21 protein-coding genes are annotated in these 25,392 nt (G+C 71.1%); 12 read left to right on the top strand and 9 right to left on the bottom strand.

Annotated elements, in window-relative coordinates:
* The 6 genes from M3147_RS19500 to mutM are packed head-to-tail and all read left to right on the top strand — an operon-like array spanning position 1 to position 6,152.
* Positions 1 to 1,368, top strand: coding sequence for a DUF58 domain-containing protein (locus M3147_RS19500; RefSeq protein ID WP_251202913.1), 1,368 nt, complete (start codon positions 1 to 3; stop codon positions 1,366 to 1,368).
* Positions 1,358 to 3,658: a transglutaminase family protein gene (locus M3147_RS07940; protein ID WP_251202970.1), complete on the top strand. Its 2,301-nt coding sequence runs from the start codon at positions 1,358 to 1,360 to the stop codon at positions 3,656 to 3,658. The genes M3147_RS19500 and M3147_RS07940 overlap by 11 nt, the downstream gene beginning before the upstream one ends.
* A gap of 11 nt (positions 3,659 to 3,669) precedes the next feature.
* Entirely contained in the window at positions 3,670 to 4,230 is a 561-nt protein-coding gene (locus M3147_RS07935) for a YceD family protein (RefSeq protein WP_439954193.1), read from the top strand.
* A 9-nt stretch (positions 4,231 to 4,239) separates the two neighbouring features.
* Positions 4,240 to 4,443, top strand: coding sequence for a 50S ribosomal protein L32 (rpmF, locus tag M3147_RS07930; RefSeq protein WP_067950558.1), 204 nt, complete (start codon positions 4,240 to 4,242; stop codon positions 4,441 to 4,443).
* A 28-nt stretch (positions 4,444 to 4,471) separates the two neighbouring features.
* Positions 4,472 to 5,182 carry a ribonuclease III gene (rnc, locus tag M3147_RS07925; protein ID WP_251202912.1) on the top strand — a complete coding sequence of 237 codons (711 nt, stop codon included), beginning with the start codon at positions 4,472 to 4,474 and terminating at the stop codon, positions 5,180 to 5,182.
* 1 nt (position 5,183) lies between these two features.
* The gene (gene mutM, locus M3147_RS07920) at positions 5,184 to 6,152 is read left to right on the top strand and encodes a bifunctional DNA-formamidopyrimidine glycosylase/DNA-(apurinic or apyrimidinic site) lyase (protein ID WP_251202911.1); all 969 of its coding nucleotides are present in this window, start codon (positions 5,184 to 5,186) and stop codon (positions 6,150 to 6,152) included.
* Between the two features lie 50 nt (positions 6,153 to 6,202).
* Here mutM and manD read toward each other — a convergent pair whose 3' ends face one another.
* The 8 genes from manD to uxaC form a co-directional block, all read right to left on the bottom strand.
* Positions 6,203 to 7,441, bottom strand: coding sequence for a D-mannonate dehydratase ManD (gene manD / locus M3147_RS07915; RefSeq protein ID WP_251202910.1), 1,239 nt, complete (start codon positions 7,439 to 7,441; stop codon positions 6,203 to 6,205).
* A gap of 60 nt (positions 7,442 to 7,501) precedes the next feature.
* Positions 7,502 to 8,284 (bottom strand): SDR family oxidoreductase, encoded by a 783-nt coding sequence (locus tag M3147_RS07910; RefSeq protein WP_251202909.1) that lies wholly within the window; start codon positions 8,282 to 8,284, stop codon positions 7,502 to 7,504.
* The gene (locus M3147_RS07905) at positions 8,281 to 9,717 is read right to left on the bottom strand and encodes a tagaturonate epimerase family protein (RefSeq protein WP_251202908.1); all 1,437 of its coding nucleotides are present in this window, start codon (positions 9,715 to 9,717) and stop codon (positions 8,281 to 8,283) included. The genes M3147_RS07910 and M3147_RS07905 overlap by 4 nt, the downstream gene beginning before the upstream one ends.
* A complete protein-coding gene (locus M3147_RS07900; protein ID WP_251202907.1) occupies positions 9,714 to 10,787 on the bottom strand; it encodes an alpha/beta hydrolase family protein in 1,074 nt (357 codons plus the stop codon). Before M3147_RS07900 ends, M3147_RS07905 begins: the two co-directional genes overlap by 4 nt.
* A 48-nt stretch (positions 10,788 to 10,835) precedes the next feature.
* Positions 10,836 to 11,726, bottom strand: coding sequence for a carbohydrate ABC transporter permease (locus M3147_RS07895; protein ID WP_251202906.1), 891 nt, complete (start codon positions 11,724 to 11,726; stop codon positions 10,836 to 10,838).
* A 58-nt stretch (positions 11,727 to 11,784) separates the two neighbouring features.
* A complete protein-coding gene (locus tag M3147_RS07890; protein WP_251202905.1) occupies positions 11,785 to 12,744 on the bottom strand; it encodes a carbohydrate ABC transporter permease in 960 nt (319 codons plus the stop codon).
* 28 nt (positions 12,745 to 12,772) lie between these two features.
* Positions 12,773 to 14,068 carry an ABC transporter substrate-binding protein gene (locus tag M3147_RS07885; RefSeq protein WP_251202904.1) on the bottom strand — a complete coding sequence of 432 codons (1,296 nt, stop codon included), beginning with the start codon at positions 14,066 to 14,068 and terminating at the stop codon, positions 12,773 to 12,775.
* A gap of 113 nt (positions 14,069 to 14,181) precedes the next feature.
* A complete protein-coding gene (gene uxaC / locus M3147_RS07880; RefSeq protein ID WP_251202903.1) occupies positions 14,182 to 15,621 on the bottom strand; it encodes a glucuronate isomerase in 1,440 nt (479 codons plus the stop codon).
* Between the two features lie 145 nt (positions 15,622 to 15,766).
* Between uxaC and M3147_RS07875 the strand changes: the two genes are divergently transcribed.
* Positions 15,767 to 16,807: a LacI family DNA-binding transcriptional regulator gene (locus M3147_RS07875; RefSeq protein ID WP_251202902.1), complete on the top strand. Its 1,041-nt coding sequence runs from the start codon at positions 15,767 to 15,769 to the stop codon at positions 16,805 to 16,807.
* Positions 16,808 to 16,813: 6 nt separating this feature from the next.
* On the opposite strand, the gene M3147_RS07870 is transcribed toward M3147_RS07875, so the two are convergent.
* Positions 16,814 to 17,923, bottom strand: a complete 1,110-nt coding sequence (locus M3147_RS07870; RefSeq protein WP_251202901.1) for a GNAT family N-acetyltransferase — start codon at positions 17,921 to 17,923, stop codon at positions 16,814 to 16,816.
* A 126-nt stretch (positions 17,924 to 18,049) separates the two neighbouring features.
* Between M3147_RS07870 and smc the strand changes: the two genes are divergently transcribed.
* The 5 genes from smc (at position 18,050) to ffh (ending at position 25,388) form a co-directional block, all read left to right on the top strand.
* Positions 18,050 to 21,568: a chromosome segregation protein SMC gene (smc, locus tag M3147_RS07865; protein ID WP_251202900.1), complete on the top strand. Its 3,519-nt coding sequence runs from the start codon at positions 18,050 to 18,052 to the stop codon at positions 21,566 to 21,568.
* A gap of 67 nt (positions 21,569 to 21,635) precedes the next feature.
* Positions 21,636 to 22,310 (top strand): hypothetical protein, encoded by a 675-nt coding sequence (locus tag M3147_RS07860; RefSeq protein ID WP_251202899.1) that lies wholly within the window; start codon positions 21,636 to 21,638, stop codon positions 22,308 to 22,310.
* Positions 22,311 to 22,350: 40 nt separating this feature from the next.
* Positions 22,351 to 23,226 carry a signal recognition particle-docking protein FtsY gene (gene ftsY / locus M3147_RS07855; protein ID WP_251202898.1) on the top strand — a complete coding sequence of 292 codons (876 nt, stop codon included), beginning with the start codon at positions 22,351 to 22,353 and terminating at the stop codon, positions 23,224 to 23,226.
* 27 nt (positions 23,227 to 23,253) lie between these two features.
* Positions 23,254 to 23,742 (top strand): hypothetical protein, encoded by a 489-nt coding sequence (locus tag M3147_RS07850; RefSeq protein WP_251202897.1) that lies wholly within the window; start codon positions 23,254 to 23,256, stop codon positions 23,740 to 23,742.
* Positions 23,743 to 23,804: 62 nt separating this feature from the next.
* Positions 23,805 to 25,388, top strand: coding sequence for a signal recognition particle protein (gene ffh / locus M3147_RS07845; RefSeq protein WP_251202896.1), 1,584 nt, complete (start codon positions 23,805 to 23,807; stop codon positions 25,386 to 25,388).
* The last annotated feature ends 4 nt before the right edge of the window (positions 25,389 to 25,392 follow it).

Below are 25,392 nucleotides of genomic sequence, written 5' to 3'. Positions count from 1 at the left end.
GTGCCGGCCTCCTCCCGCCGCCAGCCGCGGAACGTTCCGCGGCTGACGAGGCGCGGGGCCGGGCTGGTGGTCATCGGGGCGGTGCTGGCGGGGGTGAGTCTCTGGTTCGACCTGCGAGACGTGCTGCTGCTGGCCTTCGTGGCGATCGCGATGCCGCTCGTCGGCCTCGGCTACGCGATGCTCCGACTACCGAGGCTCGCGGTGACCCGGACCTTCGCCCCGGCGACGGTCGCGGCAGGCGGCTCGACCCGGGTGCGGCTCACGGTGCAGAACCGCTCGCGGCGACCGTTCGACGGGGCGAGGTGGCGCGACGAGGTGCCGTCACCGCTGCTCGCGCCCGGCGAGGAGGTGCTCCCCGGCATCGGGTCCTGGGAGCGCGCCCTGCCGAGCGGTGACGACACGGTGCGTCTCGACTATCTGCTCCGGACGCCCCGGCGGGGCGCGTACCCGATCGGCCCGCTGCAGCTGTCGCTCGGCGACCCGTTCGGCCTCGCCGTCATGCGGCGCGCGGTCGGTGGCGAACGCGAGCTGCTCGTCACCCCGCGGGTGACCGCGATCGACGGTGCCATCGCACGCAGCGCCGCGGTCGACGGAGCTCGGCACGGGCTGCAGCGGCGCACGAACCCGAACTCCGACGAGCTGATCGCGAGGGAGTACCGCTACGGCGACCCGTTGCGCCGGGTGAACTGGGCGGCGACGGCCCGGCGGGGCGAGCTGATGGTGCGGGAGGAGGAGCAGCGCGGCGACCCCGAAGCTCGACTCTTCCTCGACACCGCGCCGCGCGGCCGGACTGACGAGGCTCACCGCGGCGATGCGCCGGACTTCGAGTTCGAGCTCGCGGTCGAGGCGGCCGCCTCCCTCGGCGTGCACCTGCTGGATCGCGGATATCGGCTGCGGGTCGATCCGCTCGACGACGGCGCGCCGGGACGCGGCGAGTATCGCGAACCCGGAGGCGGCGCGGCGCTGCTCCTCGACGATCTCGCCCGGCTCCCCACGCCCGGGCAGTGGCGGCGTCGGGAGCGCGCGGGCGGCGGCAGCGCGGCGAACGGGGCGGGCCGGCTCACGGCTACTCGCGAACGGCGGGCGCCGATGCCGGGCTTCGCCGTGCTCGTTCGGCCAGCCGACGAGCGTCTCGCGGAACTCGCGGCGCTCCGAGCGACGTTCGCACCGGCCGTCGCCATCGTGCTGCCGTCGGTCGCCGAACGCTGGATCGAGACGCTCGAGCACGCCGACTGGCGCATCATCCGCATCCGCCGCGCGGCCGAGCTCGCGACGGTCTTCACCGCCCGCCCGACGACCGTCGGCGCCGGCGCGGCTCGTGAGGCCAGATGGGACGAGTTCCTGGCGGGTGAGCGCGATGCGCCGTGACCGTGCGCCGCTCAGCCGGCTGCAAGCGCTCGCCCTGAGCGGTGCCACCTTCCTGCTCCTCGTCATCGCCGTGATGGCCCTCGGCCCGTTGCTCGCCGGCAGCGGGTGGTGGTGGTTGTGCACGGCGGTCGCCGCCGCCGTGCTGTTCGGCGGCGCCGGGCTCCGGGCCATCCGCCTGCCGGCCTCGCTCGTGCCGCTGGGTGAGCTCCTCATCCTCCTCGCGACGCTCACGCTGTTCTTCGGCGGCTCGAGCTCGCTCCTGCTGCTCGTCCCGACCGCCGACACCTTCGGCGTGTTCGGGGAGCTGCTCGGCGGTGCGCAGCGCACGATCCAGCAGCAGTCGGTGCCGGCCGTGGTGGTGCCGTCCCTCGCTTTCGGGTTGGCGCTCGGAACCGGGCTGCTCGCCGTGCTCGCGGATCTGCTCGTGCTGACCTTCCGGCTCCCCGCCCTCGCCGCCGCGCCCGCACTGGTGCCGATCCTCGTGCCCGGCTTCCTGATCGAGGACGGCGCCGAGGTCGGCACGCTCGTGCTCACCGCCGCCGCCTTCCTCCTGTTGCTCCGGGTCGATGTGCGCGTACGTCGGCGAGCCGCCCTCGCCCACCACGACGACGAGGTACTCATCACGGCGCCGCGGCGGACGCCCGTCGCGTCGAGCGTGCTCCCGACCATCGGTCTCGCCGCGGCGGGACTCGTCGCGGCGTCGCTCCTCACCGCCTCGACGCCGAGCGTCTCGACGAGCCTCCTGCTCGGCAGCGGGGGACAGGGAGCGTTGTTCGCGCGCGGGGTGAGCCCCTTCCTCGACCTCGGGCGGGACCTTCGGCGACCGGACGCGGTGCCCGCGTTCAGCTACGTCGCACGCGACGGCGACCGACCGTACTTCCGGCTCCTCACGATCGATCGCTTCGACGGCGAGGTCTGGGCTCCCAGCGACCGGCGGATCGACGGCGACAACGCGGTCGACGAGTTCCCCACGCCGACGGGCCTCGGCGATGCGGTGGCGCGCACCCAGCATCCCATCGACATCACCGTGCAGCAGCTGCGCACCACCTGGCTGCCCCTGCCGTACCCCGTGTCGTCCGTCGAAGGGCTCGACGGGTCCTGGTTCTGGGACCGCGGGCCCCTCACCGTCCGCAGCGCCGACAGCGACACCAGTGGTCAGCAGTACCGCGCGACGATGCTCGAGATCGATCCCACTGCCGAGCAGCTCCGAGCGGCCGGCAGCCGCATTCCCGAGTCCATCCAGGAGTTCACCGAGCTCCCCGAGGAGACTCCCGCTCCGATCGCCGAGCTCGCGGCGGAACTCGGCGCGAGCGCCGACACCGCGTACGACCGCGCCGTCGCCATCCAGGAGTACCTTCGCGGCCCGGACTTCCGATACTCCGTCGAGGCACCGGTCGAGGAAAGCTACGACGGCGGCGGCCTCGACGTCGTCGCCGAGTTCCTCAAGCAGCGGGAAGGCTACTGCGTGCAATTCGCTTCGACGATGGCCGTCCTCGCCCGCGAGCTCGGCATCCCCTCGCGCATCTCCGTCGGGTACACGGCCGGGACGCCGACGACGACCCGCGTGGAGAACGTCGCCGTCGTCCAGGTCGACAGCCAGGATCTCCACGCCTGGCCGGAGCTCTACTTCCAAGGCGTCGGCTGGGTGCCCTTCGAACCGACGCCCGGCCGGGGCACCGTCCCGGACTACTCGCGCCCGGGGGCGAGCGAGACCGCCCCGGTGCCGGAGCGCGCCCCGGGCACGCCGCCGCCGACGCCCGGAGCCAGGCCGGACCTCGATCCCGAGCGTCAGCTCGCGTCCGGCGGGTCAGCCGGGGCGACGAGCGATCCGGTCGTGTGGCCGCTCGTCACCCTCGGCCTCGTCGTCGTCCTGCTGCTGCCGGCCGGGGTGCGCAGCTGGGTCCGCCGCGTACGGTTCCGCCGGGTCCGGCGCGACGATCGCGGCGCGGATGCCGCCTGGCGGGAGGCGATGGGAACCGCGAGCGACCTCGGCTCTGCCGCAGGCACGGCGGCACTCACCCCGCGCGAGGCGGCCGACGTGCTGCTCGACGAGCTCGGGGGCCTCGACGACGCCGGTCGGCGTGCCCTGTACGCGCTGCGAGACGCGGTGGAGCGCGCCCGGTACGGACCGCCGGGCACCGAGGCGCCGGTGTCGGAGGCCGCGCTCGTCGAACTCGTGACGGCGCTGCGGCGCCGGGCGACGCCCGTGACGCGAGTGCGGGCCCGACTTCTCCCGGTCTCGCTGCTCGATACGGCGCGGGCGGGCCGACGGTCGGCTGCGCGCGCGTAGAATGGCCGATCGTGGCCCATCACGATTCCCCGTTCCGCATCAACGTGCGCGACGTCATGCACCGCCCTGGCGAGATGCGTGAGGTCGAGCTCGACGTCCCCGCGCCGGCCCAGTTCGGCGAGGGCCTCGTCGCCGTCCGCGAAGGCTCCGAGCTCGAGCTCGACGTTCGGCTGGAGTCGGTGCACGAGGGGGTTCTCGCGAGTGTCGAGCTCGATGCGGTGGCCGAGGGGGAGTGCAGTCGGTGCCTCATCGACATCGCCGTGCCCGTCGAAGTCGAGTTCCAGGAGCTTTTCGCGTATCATTCTGGGGAAGCTTTCGAGTATGAGGTTCAAGACGACCACGTGGATCTTGAACCGCTTATCCGAGATGCGGTAGTGCTGGCACTGCCCTTCCAGCCGGTGTGCCGGCCTGATTGCCCGGGTCTCGACCCTGTGACCGGGCAGCGTCTGGCTGATCATCCGGAACTCGTCACGTCCGAGCAGCGCGACCCTCGATGGGCCGCGCTCGCCGGGTTCGAGGCTTCCGAAGACCAGGGCGCTGCCGCGGGCAGCGCTGATTCTGAGAGAGATTGAGAGAGAGACATGGCTGTTCCCAAGCGGAAGAAGTCACGCGCCAACACCCACGCGCGCCGTTCGCAGTGGAAGGCCGAGGTCCCCACGCTCGTCAAGACCGTCGAGAACGGCAAGGTGACCTACAGCCTCCCGCACCGCGCGCGCGTGGTCGAGGACTCGGCGGGCACCCCGCTCTTCCTCGAGTACAAGGGCCGGAAGGTCGCCGACGTCTAGTCGGCCCTCGGACTCCGAACGACCGGTCGTGGCGCACGCGCGGCAGACGGGAACTGCGGATCGAGACCTCGCAGCGCTCCAGGAGACGCTGCAGATCGAGATCGCCCCCGAGCTGCTGTTGCTCGCGCTCACGCACCGGTCGTTCGCGTACGAGAACGGCGGCATCCCCACGAACGAGCGCCTCGAGTTCCTCGGCGACTCGATCCTCGGTCAGGCCGTCACGGTGCGGCTGTTCCGCGATCACCCCGAGCTCGACGAGGGCGAGCTGGCCAAGCGACGGGCGAGCCTCGTCTCGAGCGCCGCGCTGGCGGAGGTCGGTCGCGCGATCGGCCTCGGCCGCTTCATCCGGCTCGGGCGCGGTGAGACCATGACCGGCGGTGCCGACAAGCCGTCGATCCTCGCCGATACGGTCGAGGCAATCATCGGGGCGACCTACCTCGACGCCGGGGGCGATGCCGCGACGGCGCTCGTGCTGCGTCTCGTCGCCCCGCTCATGAGCGACCCCGCGCGGTTCGGTGCAGCGATGGACCCGAAGACGAGTCTGCAGGAAGCCGCCGCGCGGCTCGGTTCCCCGCCGCCCGTGTACGAGGTCGCCGAGAGCGGTCCCGATCACAGCAAGCACTTCCTCGCCACCGTCTCCGTGGGTGAGCTCGTCCGGGCCTCAGGCGAAGGATCGAGCAAGAAGCAGGCCGAGATGGCCGCGGCGCTCGAAGCCTGGACCGCCCTGAGCGCGGGCTGAGGTGCCCGAACTCCCCGAAGTCGAGGTCGTCCGCGCCGGTCTCGCTCCCGCCGTCACCGGTGCGCTCGTCACCGGCGTCGAGGTGCTCGACCGGCGGTCGCTGAAGCGGCACGATCCCGCGAGCGGTGACTTCGAGCGCAGCCTCGTCGGGGCGCGTTTCGCCGCCGCGGTCCGCCGCGGCAAGTTCCTCTGGCTGCCGATCCTGCCATCCGAGGCATCCGAGGCATCCGAGGCATCCGAGGCGCCGGCCGAGCCGCGGGCGCTCGTCGCGCATCTCGGCATGAGCGGGCAGGTGCTGCTGCGCACGCCCGACCATCCGGGCGGCGACGCGCACGCCCGCATCCGCATCCACCTCGAGCACGAGGACCACGGCGAGCTCCGTGTCGATTTCGTCGACCAGCGCATCTTCGGCTCGATGGCGATCGACCGGATGGCGCCGACGCCAGACGGCCGTGCGGCCGGGTTCTCCGCCGGAGTGACGGGGCAATGGGCGGACTTCGTGCCGAGCCAGGTCGCGCACATCGCCAGGGACCCGCTCGACCCGGCCTTCGACGAGCGCGGCTTCCTCATGGCATTCGCGAGACGGCACTCCGCCGTGAAGCGCGTGCTGCTCGACCAGACGCTCGTCAGCGGCATCGGCAACATCTACGCCGACGAGTCGCTGTGGGCGGTGCGCCTGCACGGCGAGCAGCCCGCGTCGAGCGTCAGTGCGCGCCGGGCAGGCGAGCTCCTCGAGGCCGTGCGCGGGGTGCTGCAGAAGGCCCTCGCCGAGGGCGGCACGAGCTTCGACGCCCAGTACGTGAACGTGAACGGGGCGTCCGGGTACTTCGCGCACTCCCTGAACGCGTACGGTCGCGAGGGCAAGGCCTGCCCGCGCTGCGGCACGCTCATGGTGCGTGAGCCGTTCATGAACCGCTCCTCGCACTTCTGCCCGCGCTGCCAGCGTTTGCGGGCGCGACGAGCCGGCTGATCTCACGTCGCCGACCGCAGTCGGTGGCGCACGTCACCGGGTGGGGCACGTCACCAGTCGTGGACGGTCCCGTCCGCCAGGCGGTTGTACGGCAGGTAGGCGGTCACATAGGGGTACTTGCCGGCCTCGTCGACGTCAAGTTCCACGCCGAGACCCGGGCGCTCGCCCGGGTGCAGGAACCCGTCGACGAAGGTCATCGACTGCTCGAAGGTGGCGTTCGTGCGAGCCCCGTGCTGCATGTACTCCTGGATGCCGAAGTTGTGGATCGCGAGCCCGACGTGCAGCTGCGCGGCGAAGCCGACCGGTGAGATGTCGGTCGGTCCGTGGCATCCGGACTTGATCTGATACTGGGCGGCGTAGTCCATCACCTTCTTCAGCGGACTGATGCCGCCGAAATGCGTCGAGGCCGCTCGCACGTAGTCGATCAGCTGCTCCTTGATCAGCGCCTGGAAGTCCCAGATCGTGTTGAACACCTCGCCGATGGCGAGCGGGGTCGTGGTGTGCTGTCGGACGAGGCGGAGCGCCTCCTGGTTCTCCGCCGGCGTGCAGTCCTCCAGCCAGAAGAGGTCGTACGGCTCCAGCGACCTCCCGAAGGCGGCGGCCTGCAGCGGGGTCATCCGGTGGTGGCCGTCATGCAGCAATGGCAGCTCTGCGCCGAACTCCGCGCGGATCGCCTCGAAGACCGTCGGCACGTGCCGCAGGTACGCGCGCGTGTCCCAGTCCTCCAGCATGGGCATCACGCCGCGCTGCGCCGGCTCGTGGTCGTATCTGACGCCCTCGTTGCCGGCGAGGCCGGTGTTGGAGGCGACGCCGTAGATCGCCTTCAGCCCCGGTACGCCGGGTTGGACGCGGATCGAGCGGTAACCGAGCTCCTGGTGCTCCCGGATCGAATCGAACAGCTCCGGCAGCTCCTTCCCCGAGGCGTGCCCGTAGGCCATCATCCCGCTGCGCGAGGCGCCGCCGAGGAACTGGTAGACCGGCAGGCCGGCCGCCTTGCCCTTGAGATCCCAGAGCGCCATGTCGACCGCCGCGATCGCCGCCATCGTGATCGGCCCTCGGCGCCAGTACGCACTCCGATAGAGAAACTGCCACGTGTCCTCGATGCGATGTGCATCGAGTCCGAGCAGCAGGGGGACGACGTGATCGGTGAGATAGGAGACCACGGCCAGTTCCCGGCCGTTGACGGTCGCATCGCCGAGACCGGTCAGGCCATCGTCGGTGGTGAGCTTCAACGTGACGAAGTTCCGATTCGGGCTGGTGACGATCACCTCGGCGCGTTCGATCTTCACACCGGTTCCTTTCTGCAGGGGAGGGGAGGGGCGAGCCGCGGGGTGCGGTCGGGCGTGATCTCAGATAGTCATGGCGGAGAACCCGCCGTCGACGCGGATGAGCGCACCGGTGACGAAGCCGGAGGCTCGGCCGGAGGCGAGCCAGAGCAGCGCGCCGTCGAGCTCGTGCTGCTCGCCGAGGCGGCCCATCGGGGTGTGCCGGACGATGTCGGAGACCCGTTCCTCGCTGAGCAGCGCACGATTCTGCTCGGCGGGAAAGAACCCCGGCACGATCGCGTTGACGCGGATCCCGTCCGGTGCGAGCTCCCGGGCGAGGTACTGGGTGAGGCTGTTGACGCCGGCCTTTGCGACCCCGTAGGCCAGCACCCGCGACAGCGGCGGGCCGGAAGAGGCCGAGGAGATGTTGATGATGCTGCCGCCCCCGGCGGCCGCCAGCTGTGGCCGGAACGCCTGGATCGTCCGGAACATCGATCCGAGGTTCGTGTCGAGCAGCAGCTCCCACTCGGCGTCGGTGATCTCCTCGAACGGTGTCGCGCTGTTGACGCCCGGGGCGTTCACGAGGATGTCGATTCCTCCCCGCTCCCGGCAGTCCGCGGCAACGCGTTCGACGGACGCCCGGTCTGTGGCATCCAGCTCGACGAACCGCGCCGCACCGCCGGCGTCCAGCACACGGCGCACCACCTGCTCGCCGCGCTCGCGGGAGCGACCGGCGACCGCGACCTCAGCGCCGGCGGCGGCCAGCGCCTCGCAGAATCGGCCGCCGAGGACGCCGGTGCCGCCGACGACCAGGGCGGTGCTCCGCTCCAGGTCGAACAGGCCGGCGACCGACGGGGCGATCGTCACGAGCGGACCTTCACGGCCGAGAACGGGGCGAGGTGTCGGCCGAAATGCGCACGGAGATCGGCCCGGTACTCGTCGTGGTGGTCCGAGAGTGCGGTGACGAGTTCCGTGCCGAGGAACGACGCACCGCCTCCGTCCGCCGTGCGGAGCACCGCACCGTAGCCGACGTGCAGAATCTGCCGCGTCGCCGGGGCGAGCAGCAGGCGCGGCAGCTCCGCGTCGGCGAGCGCGTCAGGGGCGGGGACCGCGCCGGACTCCGCGGACACCTGGTAGCTCGCGCGGGCGGCGCGATACGCGGCGAGGCTCGCCTCGTAGGCCCGCCGGAAGAGCTCGGGACGTTGCGTCGCGAGGACGCCGAGCGCCACGAGATAGCTGGTGCCTGAGGTCTTCAGGTGCACGAGTCCCCGGGTGTGCTCCATCACGCCGTCGTAGATGCTGAACTTGTCCGAGCCCGAGTGCATGCCGATCTTGTAGGGCCCGAGCGCCCGCGCGATCGCGGCGTGCCGGGAGATCGCGTCGTACAGCGCTGCGCGGTCGCCGGCGAACTCGACGCCCTTCTCGAAGGAGCCGAGATGGCGAGGAGCGAAGCTCACCCAGCGGATGCCGAGGCGCGCGAGCTCCGTCGCGATGTAGATGTGCTCCTCCGAGGTCGTCGGCTCGTCGGTCTCGTCCACGGCGATCTCGATCTCGACGGGAGAGCTGGCGCGGTCCATCAGGTGACGGGCGAGTCGCGCTCCCATGGCGACAGCTCGTCCGTACTTGCCCATCGCATGGGCGAGCTCGGCCTCGCCGACGGTCTGCACGCCCGAGTCGAGCTCGAGTCGAAGCGAGGCGTATCGGCGCCTGGCCGAGGCGAGGTCGTCCTCGAGCTCGGCCCAGGGCAGCCCGGCCAGCTCAGCGTCGGACGGCACCGCGTCGCACGCCTCGACGAAGTCGCCCACGTCGATCGTGAAAAGGCTGAAGCCAGCGGCGAGGCAGCGGTCGATGTCGTCCGTGGTCTTCAGATGGTCGGCATCCGCGCCGACCGGAGCGGTCCAACCGGCCTCGATGCAGCCGAACGTGGCGTCGTCCAGCACCTGCTGCGGGCTGCGGCCCAGGCGGTCCATCTCTCGAATGGACTGCTGCGCGAAGATCGCTCGCAGGCCCGGCGCGAAGTCTCGGAATGCTGCGGCCTGACCCGGGGTTGCGAGGCCGAGCCGATCCCCGGTGCCGGCCGAGGTCGACAGCCCGATCGGTCGGGGTGCGAGGTTCGGCCGGACGATCCGGGCGGCCGCCGCGTTGCGCGCCGACAGCGGGCCGTACGACACGCCGGCGCGAGGGCCCGGCGCCATCCGCTCGAACCGGGCGCGCTCCCGGTCCGAGGCGCCCGCCACGGCGAGCAGGCGCTCGCCCGCGACCGTCTCGATCGTCAGTTCGCAGTGCTCCTGTCCGCTCATCGCAGGTGCTCCCCGAAGAAGTCGGCGGACTGCTCGTCGCACCAGCTGTGCCCGGCCGCGAACAGCTGTCGGCGGAACCGGTGCGACGCACCGGCCCGTCGATAGATCTCCTCGACGCGGTCGGCGCAGGGGCCGGCCGACTCGAGCATGAAGCAGTCGTCGAAGAACCCGAGGTCGACCATCAGCGCGCGGGGGAACAGCAGCCCCTGCAGATCGGAGACGTCGACCAGCGAGAACAGGCCCGGCGTGATCTGCATGCCGCAGTAGTTGCTGTCGCGGAAGCCGAAGTCGGGGAAGGTGTCCGAGTAGCAGATGATCTCGGTCGCCGCGATGCGCGGGTCCGCGAGCGCCGACCACAGCGACATCGTGCCCCCTCCGGAGACGCCCATCACCCCGATCGGCCCGTCCTGCACGTAGGGGAGCGTGGTCACGAAGTCGAGCACGCGCTTCCCGTGGGCGATGTTGATGCCGAGCGGCGTCATGCCGAGGTTGGTCGCGTTGAGGTAGTACGTGTCGCACCAGTCCATCTCGACGCCCTTCTGGGGCGAGCTGATGCGCCACTTCCGCTGTTCGTCGAAGTCGCCGTGCCCCATCCAGTCGACGCCGATGGTGACGAAGCCGTGGCGCGCCATCACCGCGCCGTAGTTGTAGCCGTCGTCCGCGTAGGAGCGGAGCAGCGCGGTCGAGCGGTTGCCCATGATGGGCTCCTTGCCGCCCATGTCGTGGCCGTGCCAGCAGAGGATCGGGGCCCAGGTCGATTCCTCGCCGCCGCCGCTCGGCCGGTTCACCGCCACGATTGTGGACAGTCCGTCCTCGACGTCCATCATCCAGCGCTGCTGGATGAAGCCGTCGAGCTCGATCTCGCCGAGCAGCACGGGGTTCGGCTCGCAGGCCGGCGGCTCCTCGCCGAGCGTCGCGAGGACCGCGGCGAGCGTCTTCTCCCGCCAGGCCTCGACGTCGGTGGTCTCCGGGTCGAAGTGGAACCGGGGGGTGTGCTTCCTGGCCCGGTCGAGGAGCCAGGCGTTCGGGCTGAGATTGCGATGTCCGAGCGGGACGGCTGGGGTGGTCACGTGCAGGTCCTTTCGAGATGGGTGCGTCGTTGATGGCGCGGTGCGCGGCTACTTGCCGACGCCGAGGGTCATGCCCTCGATGACGAATCGCCGCAGCAGGACGAACAGCAGCAGCATCGGCACGAGCATGATGCCGACGCCGGCGAACAGCAGCCCGTAGTCCGCACCGCTGTACTGGATCGCCGAGAGCAGGGACATGAGCGAGAACCCGAGGGTGAAGTTGTCGTTCGACTGCACGAAGGTGAGGGCGATGAGCACCTCGTTCCAGAGGCTCACCGCGGTGATGATGAACACCGTCAGCAGGCCGTTGCGCACGGTCGGCAAGAAGATGCGGACGAGCGTCGCGATCGGCCCCGCCCCGTCGAGGGAAGCTGCCTCCTCGATCTCCTTCGGCACGGCGGCCATGAAGCCGGTGAGCAGGAACACCGCGAACGGCAAGGAGACGCCCGTGTACACGATGATGAGCCCGAGCTTGCTGTTGATGAGGCCGAGCTGCGAGAACTCGATGAACAGCGGGATGATGATGATGTGCGGCGGGATGCCGATGCCGAGCACGAACGCGGTCGAGAGCTGCTTGGCCCAGCGCACATTCATCCTCGAGAGCGCGTAGGCGGCCGGCGCGGCGATCGCCACGACCGCGATCGACGCCGAGCCGACGACGATGAGGGAGTTGATCGCTCCGACGGCGAACCCGCTGTTGGACCAGGCCGTGCTCCAGTTGCCCCACTCCCACGTGGTCGGGAGGCCCAGCGGGGCCGCGAAGATGTCCTTCGTGGTCTTCACCGATGACAACAGGGTGATCGCGAGGACCACGAGGTTGAACCCGACGAAGAGCCAGATGACGAGGCGGGGTAGCCAGCCGAAGAGTCGGCCGGGAGTGGAGCGCGTGGCACGCTGGAACGCTCGCCGAGGCGCGCGGGCCGTGTTCTGCGGGCTCATCGGTGCACCTCTTTCGACGGGGCGTCCGGCGTGGGCCGGCCGCGGGGGCGGTGGCGGGTCATAGTTCGATCGGCTCCCTGCGGAGGATCCGCCGGAGCAGTACGACGATGACGCCGAACAGCAGCAGCATGAGCACCGCGGATGCCGAGGCGTACCCGAAGCGGTACGCGGGCACCTGGTCGCCGAAGGTCTGGCCGTAGACGAAGAGCGAGGAGTTCCAGATCTCCACCGGCGGCATCGTCGTCGTGGCCCCGCCGAAGGCGAACAGGAAGTCGAAGAGCTTCAGCGCCTCGATCGTCCAGAGGATCGCGGCGACGGAGGCGACGTCCCAGGAGAGCGGGAGCGTGACGTACCGGAACCGCTGGAAGGCGCTCGCACCCTCGAGCTCCGCGACCTCGTAGTACATGGGCGGGATCTGGTCGATCCCGGCGAGCAGGATGGTGAGATAGAGCCCCGCGCTCACCCAGATGGTGCCGGTGACGGCCATCTTGAAGATGTTCTCGCTCGACAGCCACTCGAGCGGCTCGATGCCGAGCTCGCCGAGCAGGGTGTTCACGATGCCCCGGTACTGGAACAGCACGCCCCACACGATCGAGAGGGCGATCGGCGACGCGATGAACGGGAAGAACAGCGCAGAACGGATGAAGTTCCGCCCCCGCATGGTCCGGATGAACGCTGCGAAGAAGAAGCCGACTATGAAGATCACGGCGCCGCCGACGAGGAGGATCACCAGGGTGTTGACCAGCGAGCGGAGGAACACCGGATCCCGGAAGAGGATCTCGTAGTTGCGGAGCCCGCGCCACTCGGGCGGGGTCAGCCCATTCCACTGGAACAGGCTGACCCCGATCGAGAAGACCGTCGGACCGATCAGGACGAGTGCGTAGAGCACGACGGCCGGGAGGACGAAGAGCACGAACCAGTTCCGCTGCGAGCGCTGCCGCGGCCTCGCCTCGGTACGGGCGGTGCGCCCCGGTGCGTCGGCGTCGGTCCCGACGCGCTCTGACTCCAACACGCTCACTCGTCTGCTCCTGCGGCTCGGGGGACGGTCACCCGTTGAGTTCCCAGTACTGCTTCTGCTCGGTCTTCATCCGCTCGATGAACTCGTCGGTGGTGAGCCGGCCGGTCACGAGGGCCTGAGTCGCGGGCTGGAAGACCGTGGTGTCGAAGTTCGGGACCACGGCGGGGACCTGGTCGTTCACGCCGTAGATCGCGTTCTGGTCGACGATGTCGCGGATGTCCTGCAGGTCGGCCGGCACCTCGATGTCGGAGCGGACCGTGAGGCTCAGCGTCTCGGTCGTGAGACGGGACATGGGGTCCTTCGCATACAGGAACGCCAGGAACTGCTCCGCGGCCTCGGGGTTCTTCGCCTTCGTGGGGATCGCGAAGCCGTTGAGCGCCACCGGGACCGCGGTGTCGCCGCCCTCCTCGACGGCGGGGAAGTTGAACGCACGGTACGCCATGTCGTCGGCGGCATAGCCCCGGGTCTCGTTCGGCGTCCAGCCGCCGAGGAAGAGCAGGTCGGCCTTGTTCTGCGCCCACTCCGTCTGGATGGCCGGCCACTTGCTGCTGTCGTAGCCCTCGGCGTAGAAGCCCTGTTCGGCCCAGTCGACGAAGAGCTCGACGGCCTCGCGCATCTCGGGGGTGTCCCAAGCGTCGCCGGTGGGGTCCTCGACGGCCTCCAGCAGCTTGCCTGGCCCGACCGCGCGGACGATGGCGGTCGCGACCATCGCGCGGTCGTAGTCGGTGTGGTCCGCGTCGAGCGCGAGCGGCGCGCGTCCCTCCGCCTTCAGCTCGCCGAGCAGGGCGTCCATGCCGGCCCAATCACTCGGCGCGCCGTCGGTGAGGCTCGGGACGTTGGCGCCGTTGTACCACCAGACGTAGGGCTGGAGGGTGAACGGCAGCATGAAGTACGCGCCGTCCTCGCCCTTCGTGAGCGGGTCGTACTTGTCGCCGACGAGTTCGCCGATCGTGACGTCCTCGCCCTGCACCGTGCGCTCGTACAGTCCGGAGAGGTCTCGGGCTGCACCGTTGTTCGCGAGGAGGCCCTGCAGCCGGTTGTTGTCCTGGTCGGTGAGGTCCGGCACGTTGCCGGTCGTCATCCCGGCCATCACCTTCTGGAGCACGTCGCGCCCCTGCCACTGCACGTTGACCGTGATGCCCGTCTCCGCTTCGAACTCATCGAACACGGCCGTGAGGATCGGGACCTCGGGCTCGTCGACGGTCAGCATCGACCAGTAGACGAGCTCCTCGGAGCCGGATCCCGAGGATCCGTCCGGCGGTGAAGCGCTGCATCCCACGAGGAGCAGCGAGAGCGCCGCTGCGGTGGCGGTTCCGCGTGCCATGGACCGTTTCATTTCGTGACCTCCATTGGTCAGGTTCGGGGTCGAGCGGGGGAGGGAATCGGGGGAGTGGAGCCGAGTCGGGGGGAATGGGGGTGGGCGCGCGTACGAACGGCTCAGTGGCCGAAGTGGCCGAGCCGGAACGCGGCGCGCGGCAGCTCGTAGCTGAGCTGCCTGATGATCGAGCCGGCCTCGTCGATCGAGAGCCGGTGCTCGCTCACGAGCTTCGAGAGGAAGGCGCTGTCGAGGCGTCGAGCCATGTCATGGCGCGCGGGGATGGAGCAGAGCGCACGGGTGTCGTCGATGAAGCCCGACTGCTTGCCGAAGCCGATCGAACCGGTCACGGCGGAGCGGTAGCGCAGGATGGCCTCCGGCTCGTCGAGGAACCACCAGGGCGCGCCCGCGTAGACGCTCGGGTAGAAGCCCGCGAGCGGCGCGATCTCCCGCGCCCACGAGGTCTCGTCGAGCGTGAAGAGGACGAGGTGGAACGCCGGGTCGTGGCCGAACTCGTTGAGGAGGGGGCGCAGCCCCTCGACGAACTGCGTCGTGAGCGGGATGTCGCAGCCCCGATCCGGTCCGTACTGCCGGTGCAGCCCGGCGTCGTAGTCGCGCAGCGAACCGACGTGCAGGGTGATGACGAGTCCGTCGTCATGGGACTGCCGGGCGAGCTCCGAGACCATGCCCGCGCAGAACGTCGCCTTCTCCAGGGGCGTCGCCTCGCCTCGCCGTGCTCGCAGATACAGCTCCGCGAGCTGTCCGTGGGGGAGGACCGCCGTGCGGGCGTCCTCGAGCGCGCAGTCGATCGACACCGCGCCGTGCTGCGCGAACACGCGGCGGCGTTCGGCGATGGCGGTGAGGTAGGGCTCGAAGGCGTCGTCGCCTCCCGCGCCGGCGAGGAGCGCGGTCACGTTCCGGTGCCAGCTCGGATGGGCGGGGTCGATGGCCGCCTCGATCCGCAGCGTGGGGATCACGTCGGTGGCGAAGGCGGGGTCGTCGCGGAGCACGGCGTGGTGCTCGAGGGTCGAGAGCGGGTCGTCCGTCGTGGCGAGCGTCTCGATGTTGAACGACTCGACGAGGGCGCGCGGGAGGTACGCCGGGTCGCGGAGGCGCTCGCCGAGGTGGTCGAAGAGGGCGTCCGCGTTCGAGGCGTCAGGTAGCTCGTCGACTTCGAACACGCCGACGAGCACGTCCTCGAGCCAGTACTTCATCGGCGTTCCGGCGAACCGCGCCCAGTGCTCGCAGAGGATGCGCCACGATCTCCGGGCCTGCTCCTCGGAGAGCGGCTCGGCGCCGACGCCGAGCTCGGCGAGCGGGACGCCGTGCGCGTGCAGGAGGCGCGTGACGTAGTGGTCCGGGGTGATGAAGAGCTCGGCCGGATTCTCGAACGGCCGGTTCTCCGCGAGCAGCGCCGCGGGCACGTGGCCGTGCGGCGAAACGATGGGGAGATCGGCGACCTGCTCGTAGAGTTCGCGGGCGATGCGACGGCGCTGCGGCTCCGAGGGGAGCAGACGGTCGGGGTGCCGCCCTGCCGGGTGCGTTCGTCGTGTGGCCTGCATGCGGACCATCCTCTGGGAGCCCCTCGGGCGTTGGCAACAAGTTGCCATGCTTTGCCAACCGTCTGACCGGGATGGCCCTCGAACGGGTGGAGCGTCCGTGATTCCGCGTCGCTCCGCCCCGCGCGAGCGCCAGTACCATGCCCGTATGCCGCACCGCGAACAGGCAGAGGAGCGCCCGGTCACGATCTATGACGTCGCCAGGGAAGCGGGCGTAGCGCCGTCGACTGTCTCACGCGCTCTCGCCCGGCCCGGGCGGGTGAGCGTGGCGACCGCCTCGAAGGTCCGGGAGGTCGCGCAGCGCCTCGGGTACCTGCGCAGCCGCACCCTACCGGCCGCACTCCAACGGTCGCAGCTGCTCGCGATGGTAGTGAGCGACATCAAGAACCCGGTGTTCACCGACCTCGTCCGCGGTGCGGACCTCGCGGCCGAGGGGGCGGGGTACACCCTGATGGTCTTCGACTCCCGCGAGAGCATGGTGCGCGAGCGCGCGTTCGAGCGATACCTCACCGCGGTCGACGGGGTCATCCTCACGAGTCCGCGGCTGCCCGCCGCCGGCATCCGAATGCTCGCCAAGCAGCGCCCGGTCGTCGTGCTCAACCGGATCGTCGGCGACCTGCCCTGCGTGCTGACGGACGGTGCGGAGGGCGCGCGGCACGCGGCGGAGCATTTGCACGAGCTGGGCCACACCGAGGTCACGTACCTCGCCGGCCCCGCGGCATCCTGGACCGACGGCGTCAGGTGGCGGGGCGTGCAGCAGTCGGCGGTCGATCTCGGCATCCGCACCTGCCGGATCCGAGCCGCGTCCCCGACCGTCGAAGGCGGCTTCCGCGCGGCCTCGCACTGGGCCGCGAATCCGACGACCGGCGTCATCGCGTTCAACGACGTGATGGCCATCGGCTTCATCGTCGGCCTGCGCGCCCTGGGGCTCGAGGTGCCCCGCGATGTCAGCGTCGTCGGCTTCGACAACTCCCAGCTCGGCACGCTGACGACGCCACCGCTCACCTCCATCGCGTCCCCGCTTCGAGATCAGGGTACGACCGCCACGAACACGCTCATCGCCATCCTCGCTGGCAAGCCGGTCCCGTCGGACCCGATCCTCCTCCCGACGCGGCTGATGCCGCGCGAATCGACCGGGCGGAGTTGCGGCGTCGCTCGGCTCCGGGCCACCGTCGCACGGGTCGGATGAGCCGGGTCAGCTGAGCGACGACGGCCGTTCGCCGCTCGGCACCCGCCGCTCCCACGCGGCCGACAGCCCGTACGGACGGAAGCCGAGGCCGAGGTTGATGCGGAGCATATGGGCGTTCTCGTCGGCGTTCCAGGTGTGCACCCGGGTCCGCTCCGGAGCCGCGTCATGCAGCGCGACGAGGTTCGCGAGCTTCAGCAGGAGACCGAGCCGGTGACCCCGGTGCGGGCCGAGCACGATCGTGTCGTCCTGGTACGCGACCGGGCGGCCGGGCGGGAGCTCCAGCACGGTGTAGCCCGCGACGCTCCCGCTCGGGTCGACCACGGCGCAGCTCAGCAGGGTCGTCCCGCCCGCGAGGAGTTCGGACTCCCAGGCGCGCACCCGCGCGCGGTCCCAGCGCTCGGCGTCGATCTGCAGCGCCCCGGCCGGGATGTCTCGGCTCATGTGCTCCCTCGCTGCGGCGTAGGCGTCGACGAGTGCGTCGGGCGCGCCGTCCCGCCAGCTCACGACCCGGTAGCCGGCCGACGCGGCGGAGTCCTGAACCTCGGTGAGCTGCGCCCGGAGCTCCCGGTCGCGTCCGCTCGTCTCCAGCAGACTCACCCGTTCGATCTGCCCCAGTCGATAGCCGGTCGCCGTGGCGAATGCGGCCGCGGCGGAGTCGGCCGGGATCTCTGCGTCGCCGGCGGTCGCCGCGGGTGCCCGAAGCCCAGAGCCGGGCTCGCCGAGGCTCCCGGGGGGATGGTCGGAGAAGGAGTCGAGCGCGATCTTGCCGGCGCCGAGGGCGGCGCGCTCCGCGACCTCGAGGAGGGCGCGGCCGATGCCCCGACGGCGGTGCCCCGCAGCGACCACGACGTGCACTTCGGCCGACTCGGCCTCCGGGTCCTCGTCCCAGACGGCGGAGGACCGCCCGAGCAGCTCCGCGCCGTCCCACGCGCCGAACGCCACCCTTCGCAAGTGCGTTCCGCGAGCCGCCGCGAGCATCTCCTCGGCGCTGAGGGCGAAGTCGTCGTCGCCCCAGGTTTCGTGCTCGACCGCCGCGAGGAGCAGCACCGCCTGCTCGAACTCACGGGCGGCGGGCACACCGAGGCGCTCGGGGACCGGGATCTGACGGATCTCCATGGTTTCAGCGTACGGGGCGACCGAACGGGGACCGGGCCCGTCCCGGCGCCCGACGGCGTTCCGCCGCGCCCGCGGGGGCGAACTCGGCTACGGTAGTCCGCAGCGCCCGGAGCAGGAAGGTGGGACGTGTACCTCAAGAGCCTCACGCTCAAAGGCTTCAAGTCCTTCGCGCAGCCCACGAGCTTCGCGTTCGAGCCGGGGGTGACCTGCATCGTCGGGCCGAACGGCTCCGGCAAGTCCAACGTCGTCGACGCTCTCGCCTGGGTCATGGGCGAGCAGGGGGCCAAGACCCTCCGCGGCGGCAAGATGGAGGACGTCATCTTCGCGGGCACCTCGACCCGTGGGCCGCTCGGCCGCGCCGAGGTGAGCCTCACGATCGACAACGCCGACGGCGCCCTGCCGATCGAGTACAGCGAGGTCACGATCTCGCGCACCCTGTTCCGCAGTGGCCAGTCGGAGTACGCCATCAACGGCGAGCAGTGCCGGCTCCTCGACGTGCAGGAGCTCCTCAGCGACTCCGGGCTCGGCCGCGAGATGCACGTCATCGTCGGGCAGGGCCGGCTCGACTCGGTGCTGCACGCGAGCCCCGAGGACCGCCGCGGCTTCATCGAGGAGGCGGCCGGCATCCTGAAGCACCGCCGGCGCAAGGAGAAGACGCTGCGCAAACTCGAGGCGATGCAGACGAACCTCACCCGCCTGTCCGACCTCGCCGGCGAGATCCGGCGCCAGCTGAAGCCGCTCGGCCGCCAGGCGGAGGTCGCCCGCGAGGCGGCCGGCATCGCCGCCGTCGTGCGCGACGCGAAGGCGCGCCTGCTCGCCGATGAACTCACCGGCCTGCGCCGCGCACTCGAGGAGCACGGTCGCAGCGAGCACGAACGGCACGCTGAGCGGCTCGTCCTGCAGGAGAAGCTCGAGCAGCATCAGGCGCGGGTGACCGCACTCGAGCAGGCCTTCGAAGGAGACGACGTCGATCGGGCGCGCTCGCTCGGCTTCGAGCTCGAGCAGGCGCAGAGCGCCCTCCGCGCCGTCGACACCCTCGCCCGGCAGCGGATCGCGCTGCTCGGCGGCCAGAGCGAGGCCCCGGAGGCCGTGCCGACCGTCAGCCGTCAGGACATCGTCCAGGCGATCGACGCCCTCGACGCCCTCCGCGACGGCATCGGTACGGCCGCGGGCGAGCTCGACGTCGCGCACGAGGCGACCGGGGTCGCGCGTGCCGCGCTCGACGAGGTGGATGCCGAGATCGCGAAGCAGAGCGCGCTCGTCGCCGCATACGACCTCGAACTGTCCAAGCTCGCCGGCCGGGCCGACGCGGCCGCGTCGAAGCTCGCCTCGGCCCGTGGCGAGGTGTTGCGGCACGGCAACGCCCTCGAGGCGGCCGAGGCCCGCCGCACCGCCGCGGCCGCCGCGCTCGCCGAGGCGGAGCAGCAGGCGGAGAGCGACGACGCCGGAGAGACCGACCTCGACGAGGCGTACGAACTCGCGCAGGCGGCGGTGTTCGAGTCCGAGGCCGAGATCGAGCGGCTCCGCGAGGGGCTGCACGGGCTCGAGCGCGAGCAGGGCGCCCTGCAGGCGCGCACCCAGGCGCTCTCGTTGGCGCTGGACCAGCGCGACGGCTCGGCCGCCCTCGTGGCCGCCGGGGTGCCCGGCGTGCGGGGCCTGCTCGCCGAGGGCATGCAGGTGCGCTCCGGCTTCGAGGCGGCGATCGCCGCCGCGCTCGGTTCGCTGGCCGACTCCGTGCTGGTCGACGACCGGGATGCCGCGTTCCGGGCGGTCGCGGCAGCGGCGGACGGCGATCTCGGCCGTGTCGCGATCACCCTCGCGGACGCGGGCGGCGCGCCGGCCTCCGCCGCGCTGCCGAGCGTGCCCGGGCTCACGCCCGCCGCCGAGGTGATCACGGCGCCCTCCGGCGTGCGCGCGCTCCTCGCCGAGGTGCTCGTGGCCGACGACCTCGACGCGGTCCGCGCCGCTGAACCCGCCCTCGCGAAGCTCGATCGTCCGGTGACGGTGATCACCCGCGACGGCACCGTCGTCGGCCGCTTCGTGCTGCGCGGCGGCTCCGGGCGCAAGCAGAGCCGCATCGAGCTCGTCGCCGAGCGCGACGAGGCCCAGAACGCCCTCGACGAGCTGCGCGGCGCACTCGAGCGCAGCCGCAGCGCCCTCGCCGAGGAGCGCACGACCCACGAGCAGGCGAAGCAGGTCTCCAAGCAGGCGCTCACCAGCCTCCGCGAGTTCGACGCCCAGCTCGCCCAGCGCACCGAACGCCTGAACCGAGCCCGTGTGCAGCTCGAGGCCGCCGACGCCGAGCTCGAACGCCTCCGGCAGGCGGCTGCGAGCGCCGAGGGCCGTGTCGGCGAGGCCGAGGCCGCCGCGGAGGCGGGCAAGGCGGCGCACGAGGCCGCTCGGGCCGTGCCGAGGCCGGTGCTCGACGCCTCGAAGCGTGACGGGGCCGTCGCGGCGCTCGATGCCGCGCGGGAGCGGGAGGTCGAAGCCAAGCTCGCGGTCGAGACCATCCGCGAGCGGGTGCGCTCCGAGGAGGCCCGCATCGGCCAGCTCGAGCGGCAGTTCGACACCGAGCAGCAGCAGGCGGTCGAGGCCGCCCGGCGCGCCGTCATCCGCCGTGCCCAGCTCGAGGCTGCGAGCCGGGTCGCCGAGGCGCTGCCCGCGGCGCTGGCCTCGGTCGACGCCTCGGTCGCCGAGGCGCGGGTCGCGCTCGGCCGGGCGGAAGCGGAGCGAGCGAGCCGGAACGAACAGCTGCAGGCCGTCCGACGCGAGGAGGCCCAGGTCCGGGAGCGGCTGCAGTCGGTCACCGAGGACGTCCACGGCCTCGAACTGCGGATCTACGAGAAGAAGCTGCACGCGGCCTCGCTCGCCGAGCGCGCCGAGTCCGAGCTCGGGCTCACCGAGGAGGTGCTCGTCGCCGAGTACGGCCCCGAGCAGGAGGTGCCGCCGGAGACCGAGGACGGCGAGGCGACGCCGTACTCCAAGGAGGTGCAGCAGCGACGGCTGGCACAGGCGGAACGGAAGCTCGCCCAGCTCGGCCGGGTGAACCCGCTCGCGCTCGAGGAATTCGCGGCGCTCGAGCAGCGCCACCAGTTCCTCACCGAGCAGCTCACCGATCTCGCCAACACCCGCAAGGATCTGCTCACGATCATCGAGGAGATCGACGGCAAGATGGAGGCGATCTTCCGGGCCGCCTTCGAGGACACCAGGGACGCCTTCACCGAGGTGTTCCCGGTGCTCTTCCCCGGCGGTACCGGTAGCATCTTCCTGACGAACCCCGACGATCTGCTGAGCACCGGCATCGAGGTCAGCGTGAAGCCGGCCGGCAAGAAGATCGAGCGTCTCTCGCTGCTGTCCGGCGGTGAGCGCTCGCTCGCCGCGGTCGCGCTGCTGATGGCGATCTTCAAAGCCCGCCCCAGCCCGTTCTACATCATGGACGAGGTCGAAGCCGCCCTCGACGATGCGAACCTCGGCCGCCTGCTGACGACCTTCGAGTCGCTCCGCGAAGCGTCCCAGCTCATCGTCATCACGCACCAGAAGCGCACGATGGAGATCGCCGACGCCCTCTACGGCGTCTCGATGCGCCAGGACGGCGTCTCCGCCGTCGTCGGTCAGCGGGTCCGGGAGGAGCGCGCGGCGAGCTGATCGCTCGGCGGCGGCGGCGGGGAGCGCTCCCCATTGCCGCGTCCCGGCGGATGGCTAGGCTGGCCGCATGAGCCCCGTCAGCACCGCACCACGTTCCGCGCTCCGCGCCCTCGCGATCCTCGCCGCCGTTGCGGCGCCGCTCGCGCTCAGCGGCTGCTTCCCGATCGACGTGACGAACGCGCAGCGCATCGACGGCGGCGGCGCGAGCAAGAGCGACGACCCGATCGTCGAGAGCGACTCCGCCGGCTTCGACGAGCTGTCCTTCGAGGACGGCGCGCTGCTCACCTCCGCCTCGACCGCGGAGTGGGCCGACGGGCTCATGTTCGACGACGGTTGGACGCTGACGAGCCCGGACGACGGCAACGGCAACTGGGGCTACACCTCCGCCGACGGCGCGTGCACGGCGGCGTACTGGCAGGGCTACATCGGTGACGTCGACACGAGCTCGGGCGACGATCGCATCGCCACCGACGAGATGCTCGCCGTCGTGTTCGGCGCCACCGCGGCCGAGGTCGGCGAGGTGGCCGTCGACGGCGGCTTCGCCCTCGCCGCGCCGGGCAACGACGACGTCGACGCCCGCTACGTCGTGGGCGACGACGGCACCGTCCAGTGGGTCGTCGCCGGCCGGGCGCTCGTGCAGCCGGGGCTCGGCTTCACGGTCACGATCGACTGCACCGGGCAGGACCCGGAGGCGGTGCTCGACGAGCTCAACGAGCTCTCGGCCATCGCCGTGGTGCCCTGAGTGAACCCGGCAGGCTCCGCTGAACGAATAAGCTCGACGCATGGCAGAACGCGCATCCTGGTCGCTCGGTTCGGCGCTCCGAGGCATCTTCGGTGCGAAGACGATCGACGACGACACCTGGGACGACCTGGAGGCGGCGCTCATCACCGCGGACTTCGGGCCCGCCGTCACCGAGGAGATCGTCGAGCAGATCAAGGCCCAGGTCGAGCGGTACCGCACCACCGATCCGCGCGACGTCCAGCGGATGCTCCGCGAGGTCGTGGAGGAGCGGCTCGCGAAGTACGACCCGACGCTCCGACTCACCGAGCGGCCGGCGGTCGTCCTCGTCGTCGGCGTCAACGGCGTCGGCAAGACCACGACGATCGGCAAGTTCGCCCGCTTCCTCCGCAGCTACGACCGCAGCGTCGTCGTCGGCGCGGCCGACACCTTCCGCGCCGCCGCGGTGGATCAGCTCGCGACCTGGGCGGAGCGCGCCGGGGTCGGCATCGTCCGGCCGGAGCGCGAAGGGCAGGACCCGGCATCCGTCGCGTTCCAGACGGTCGAGCAGGCGAAGCGCGACGGCACCGAGATCGTCGTCATCGACACGGCGGGCCGGCTGCACACGAAGGGCGGGCTCATGGACGAGCTCGGCAAGATCCGACGCGTCGTCGAGAAGCAGGCGCCGATCAGCGAGGTGCTGCTGGTGCTCGACGCCACGACGGGGCAGAACGGGCTCGCGCAGGCCGAGGCGTTCATCGAGCACGGCGGGGTGACGGGGCTCGTACTCACGAAGCTCGACGGCAGCGCGAAGGGCGGCTTCGTGCTCGCGGTGCAGGAGAAGACCGGGCTGCCCATCAAGCTCATCGGTCAGGGCGAGGGCATCGCCGACCTGACCGGGTTCACCCCGCACGTCTTCGCGCAGAAGCTCGTCGGATAAGCGCACGCAAGAAGAGGAGGGCGCGACATGGCCACCGAGCACGACTACTTCGGCGTCGTCGGAGACTACTGGTCCGAGGACGTCGAGTACGCGGACCAGCGGGTCGAGGTCGTCCTGGACGCCGAGGGCGAGTCCGCGTCGACCGCGGCGCTCGATGCCGCGGCCACCCTCGTCGGCGAGCTCGAGCTCGTCGACGACGAGCTGCGCGGGGCCTTCGTCGGTCAGCTCGACTCGAGCTCGTCCCCGGTGGTGCGCTTCCTCGACGCGGTGCTCGATCCCGAACTGGAGCAGGCTGAGGACATCGAGGCGGCCATCGGCCGGGAATCGGGCGACCGTCAGGTCGACGCGCTGCGCTCGCTGAGCCTCGTACGGGTCGACCTTCGACCGGAGGCCGACGGCGAGGGCGAGCCGTTCGCGGAGTTCGAGTACGGGCTGGCGCCGGACGAGACCGACGAGCGGCTCATCGCCGTGATCGAGCTCGGGCGTGAGATCGTCGACGTCCGCTTCGAGGGCTGAGCGCGGGCGAACCGCGCGACTGGCCCGCGAGGCCCAGGGCATCCGGATAGAATCGGCCTGTTATGGCTACCTTCGGAACCCTGTCTGACCGCCTCGCCGAGACCTTCAAGCACCTCCGCACGAAGGGCAAGCTGTCGGCGTCCGACGTCGACGGCACCGTTCGGGAGATCCGGCGGGCGCTGCTCGACGCCGACGTCTCGCTCGACGTCGTCAAGCAGTTCACCGCTCGGGTGCGCGAGCGGGCGCTCGGTGACGAGGTCAACAAAGCGCTGAACCCCGCGCAGCAGGTCGTCCAGATCGTCAACGAGGAGCTCGTCGGCATCCTCGGCGGCCAGCAGCGGCGCCTGCAGTTCGCGAAGAACCCGCCGACCGTGATCATGCTCGCCGGCCTCCAGGGCGCGGGCAAGACCACGCTCGCGGGAAAGCTCGCGAAGCACCTCGTGAAAGAGGGGCACACGCCGCTCCTCGTCGCGAGCGACCTCCAGCGCCCGAACGCCGTGAACCAGCTCCAGGTGGTCGGCGGCCAGGCCGGCGTGCCCGTCTACGCGCCCGAGCCCGGCAACGGCGTCGGCGACCCGGTCAAGGTCGCGAAGGACGGCGTCGCGCAGGCCGCCCGCGCGCAGCACGATGTGGTCATCATCGACACCGCCGGCCGCCTCGGCGTCGACGCGGAGCTGATGAAGCAGGCCTCGAACATCCGGAAGGCGACGAACCCCGACGAGGTGCTGTTCGTCATCGACGCGATGATCGGTCAGGACGCGGTCGCCACCGCGAAGGCGTTCCAGGAGGGCGTCGACTTCACGGGTGTCGTGCTGTCCAAGCTCGACGGCGATGCGCGCGGCGGTGCCGCGCTCTCGGTCGCCTCGGTCACCGGCCGGCCGATCATCTTCGCTTCGACCGGTGAAGGCCTCGACGACTTCGAGCCGTTCCACCCCGACCGCATGGCGAGCCGCATCCTCGACCTCGGCGACATCCTCACGCTCATCGAGCAGGCGCAGCAGGCCTTCGACGAAGAAGAGGCGATGAAGGTCGCCGAGAAGCTCGCGAGCGAGCAGTTCACGCTCGAGGACTTCCTGAAGCAGATGCAGCAGCTGCGTGGCGCCGGCTCGATCAAGAAGATGCTCGGCATGCTGCCCGGTGCCGGCGGCATGAAGCAGCAGCTCGAGAACTTCGACGAGCGCGAGATCGTGCGTACCGAGGCGATCATCCAGTCGATGACGCCGGCGGAGCGCAAGAACACGAAGCTCCTGAACGGATCGCGCCGCCTCCGCATCGCGAAGGGCGCCGGCATGACGGTGACCGACGTGAACCAGCTCGTGCAGCGCTTCGAGCAGGCCGCGAAGATGATGAAGACCGTCGCTCGCGGCGGCGTGCCGCAGATCCCCGGCATGGGGCCCATCCCGGGCGCCGGCGGGTACGGCGGGGGCAAGCGTCAGTCGGCCAAGAACAAGAAGAAGTCGGGCGGCTCGCGCTCGGGAAACCCCGCGAAGCGGGCGGCCGAGAACCAGGCGATCGCCGAGGGGCGCCCGGTCGCGGGCACGGCGGAGGAGTCGAAGGGTGCGGGCTTCGGGCTCGGCGGCGCGCCGGCACCGACTCCCTCGGCCGACGATCTCGCGAACTTCCAGAAACTGCTCGGCGGCCGCTGAGCTC

The sequence above is a fragment of the Agromyces mediolanus genome (assembly GCF_023715325.1).
In the GTDB taxonomy this organism is placed as follows: Bacteria; Actinomycetota; Actinomycetes; order Actinomycetales; family Microbacteriaceae; genus Agromyces; species Agromyces mediolanus_A.
The sequence above is the reverse complement of the archived record's forward strand: the minus strand, read 5'-3'. Positions and strand labels throughout refer to the sequence as shown.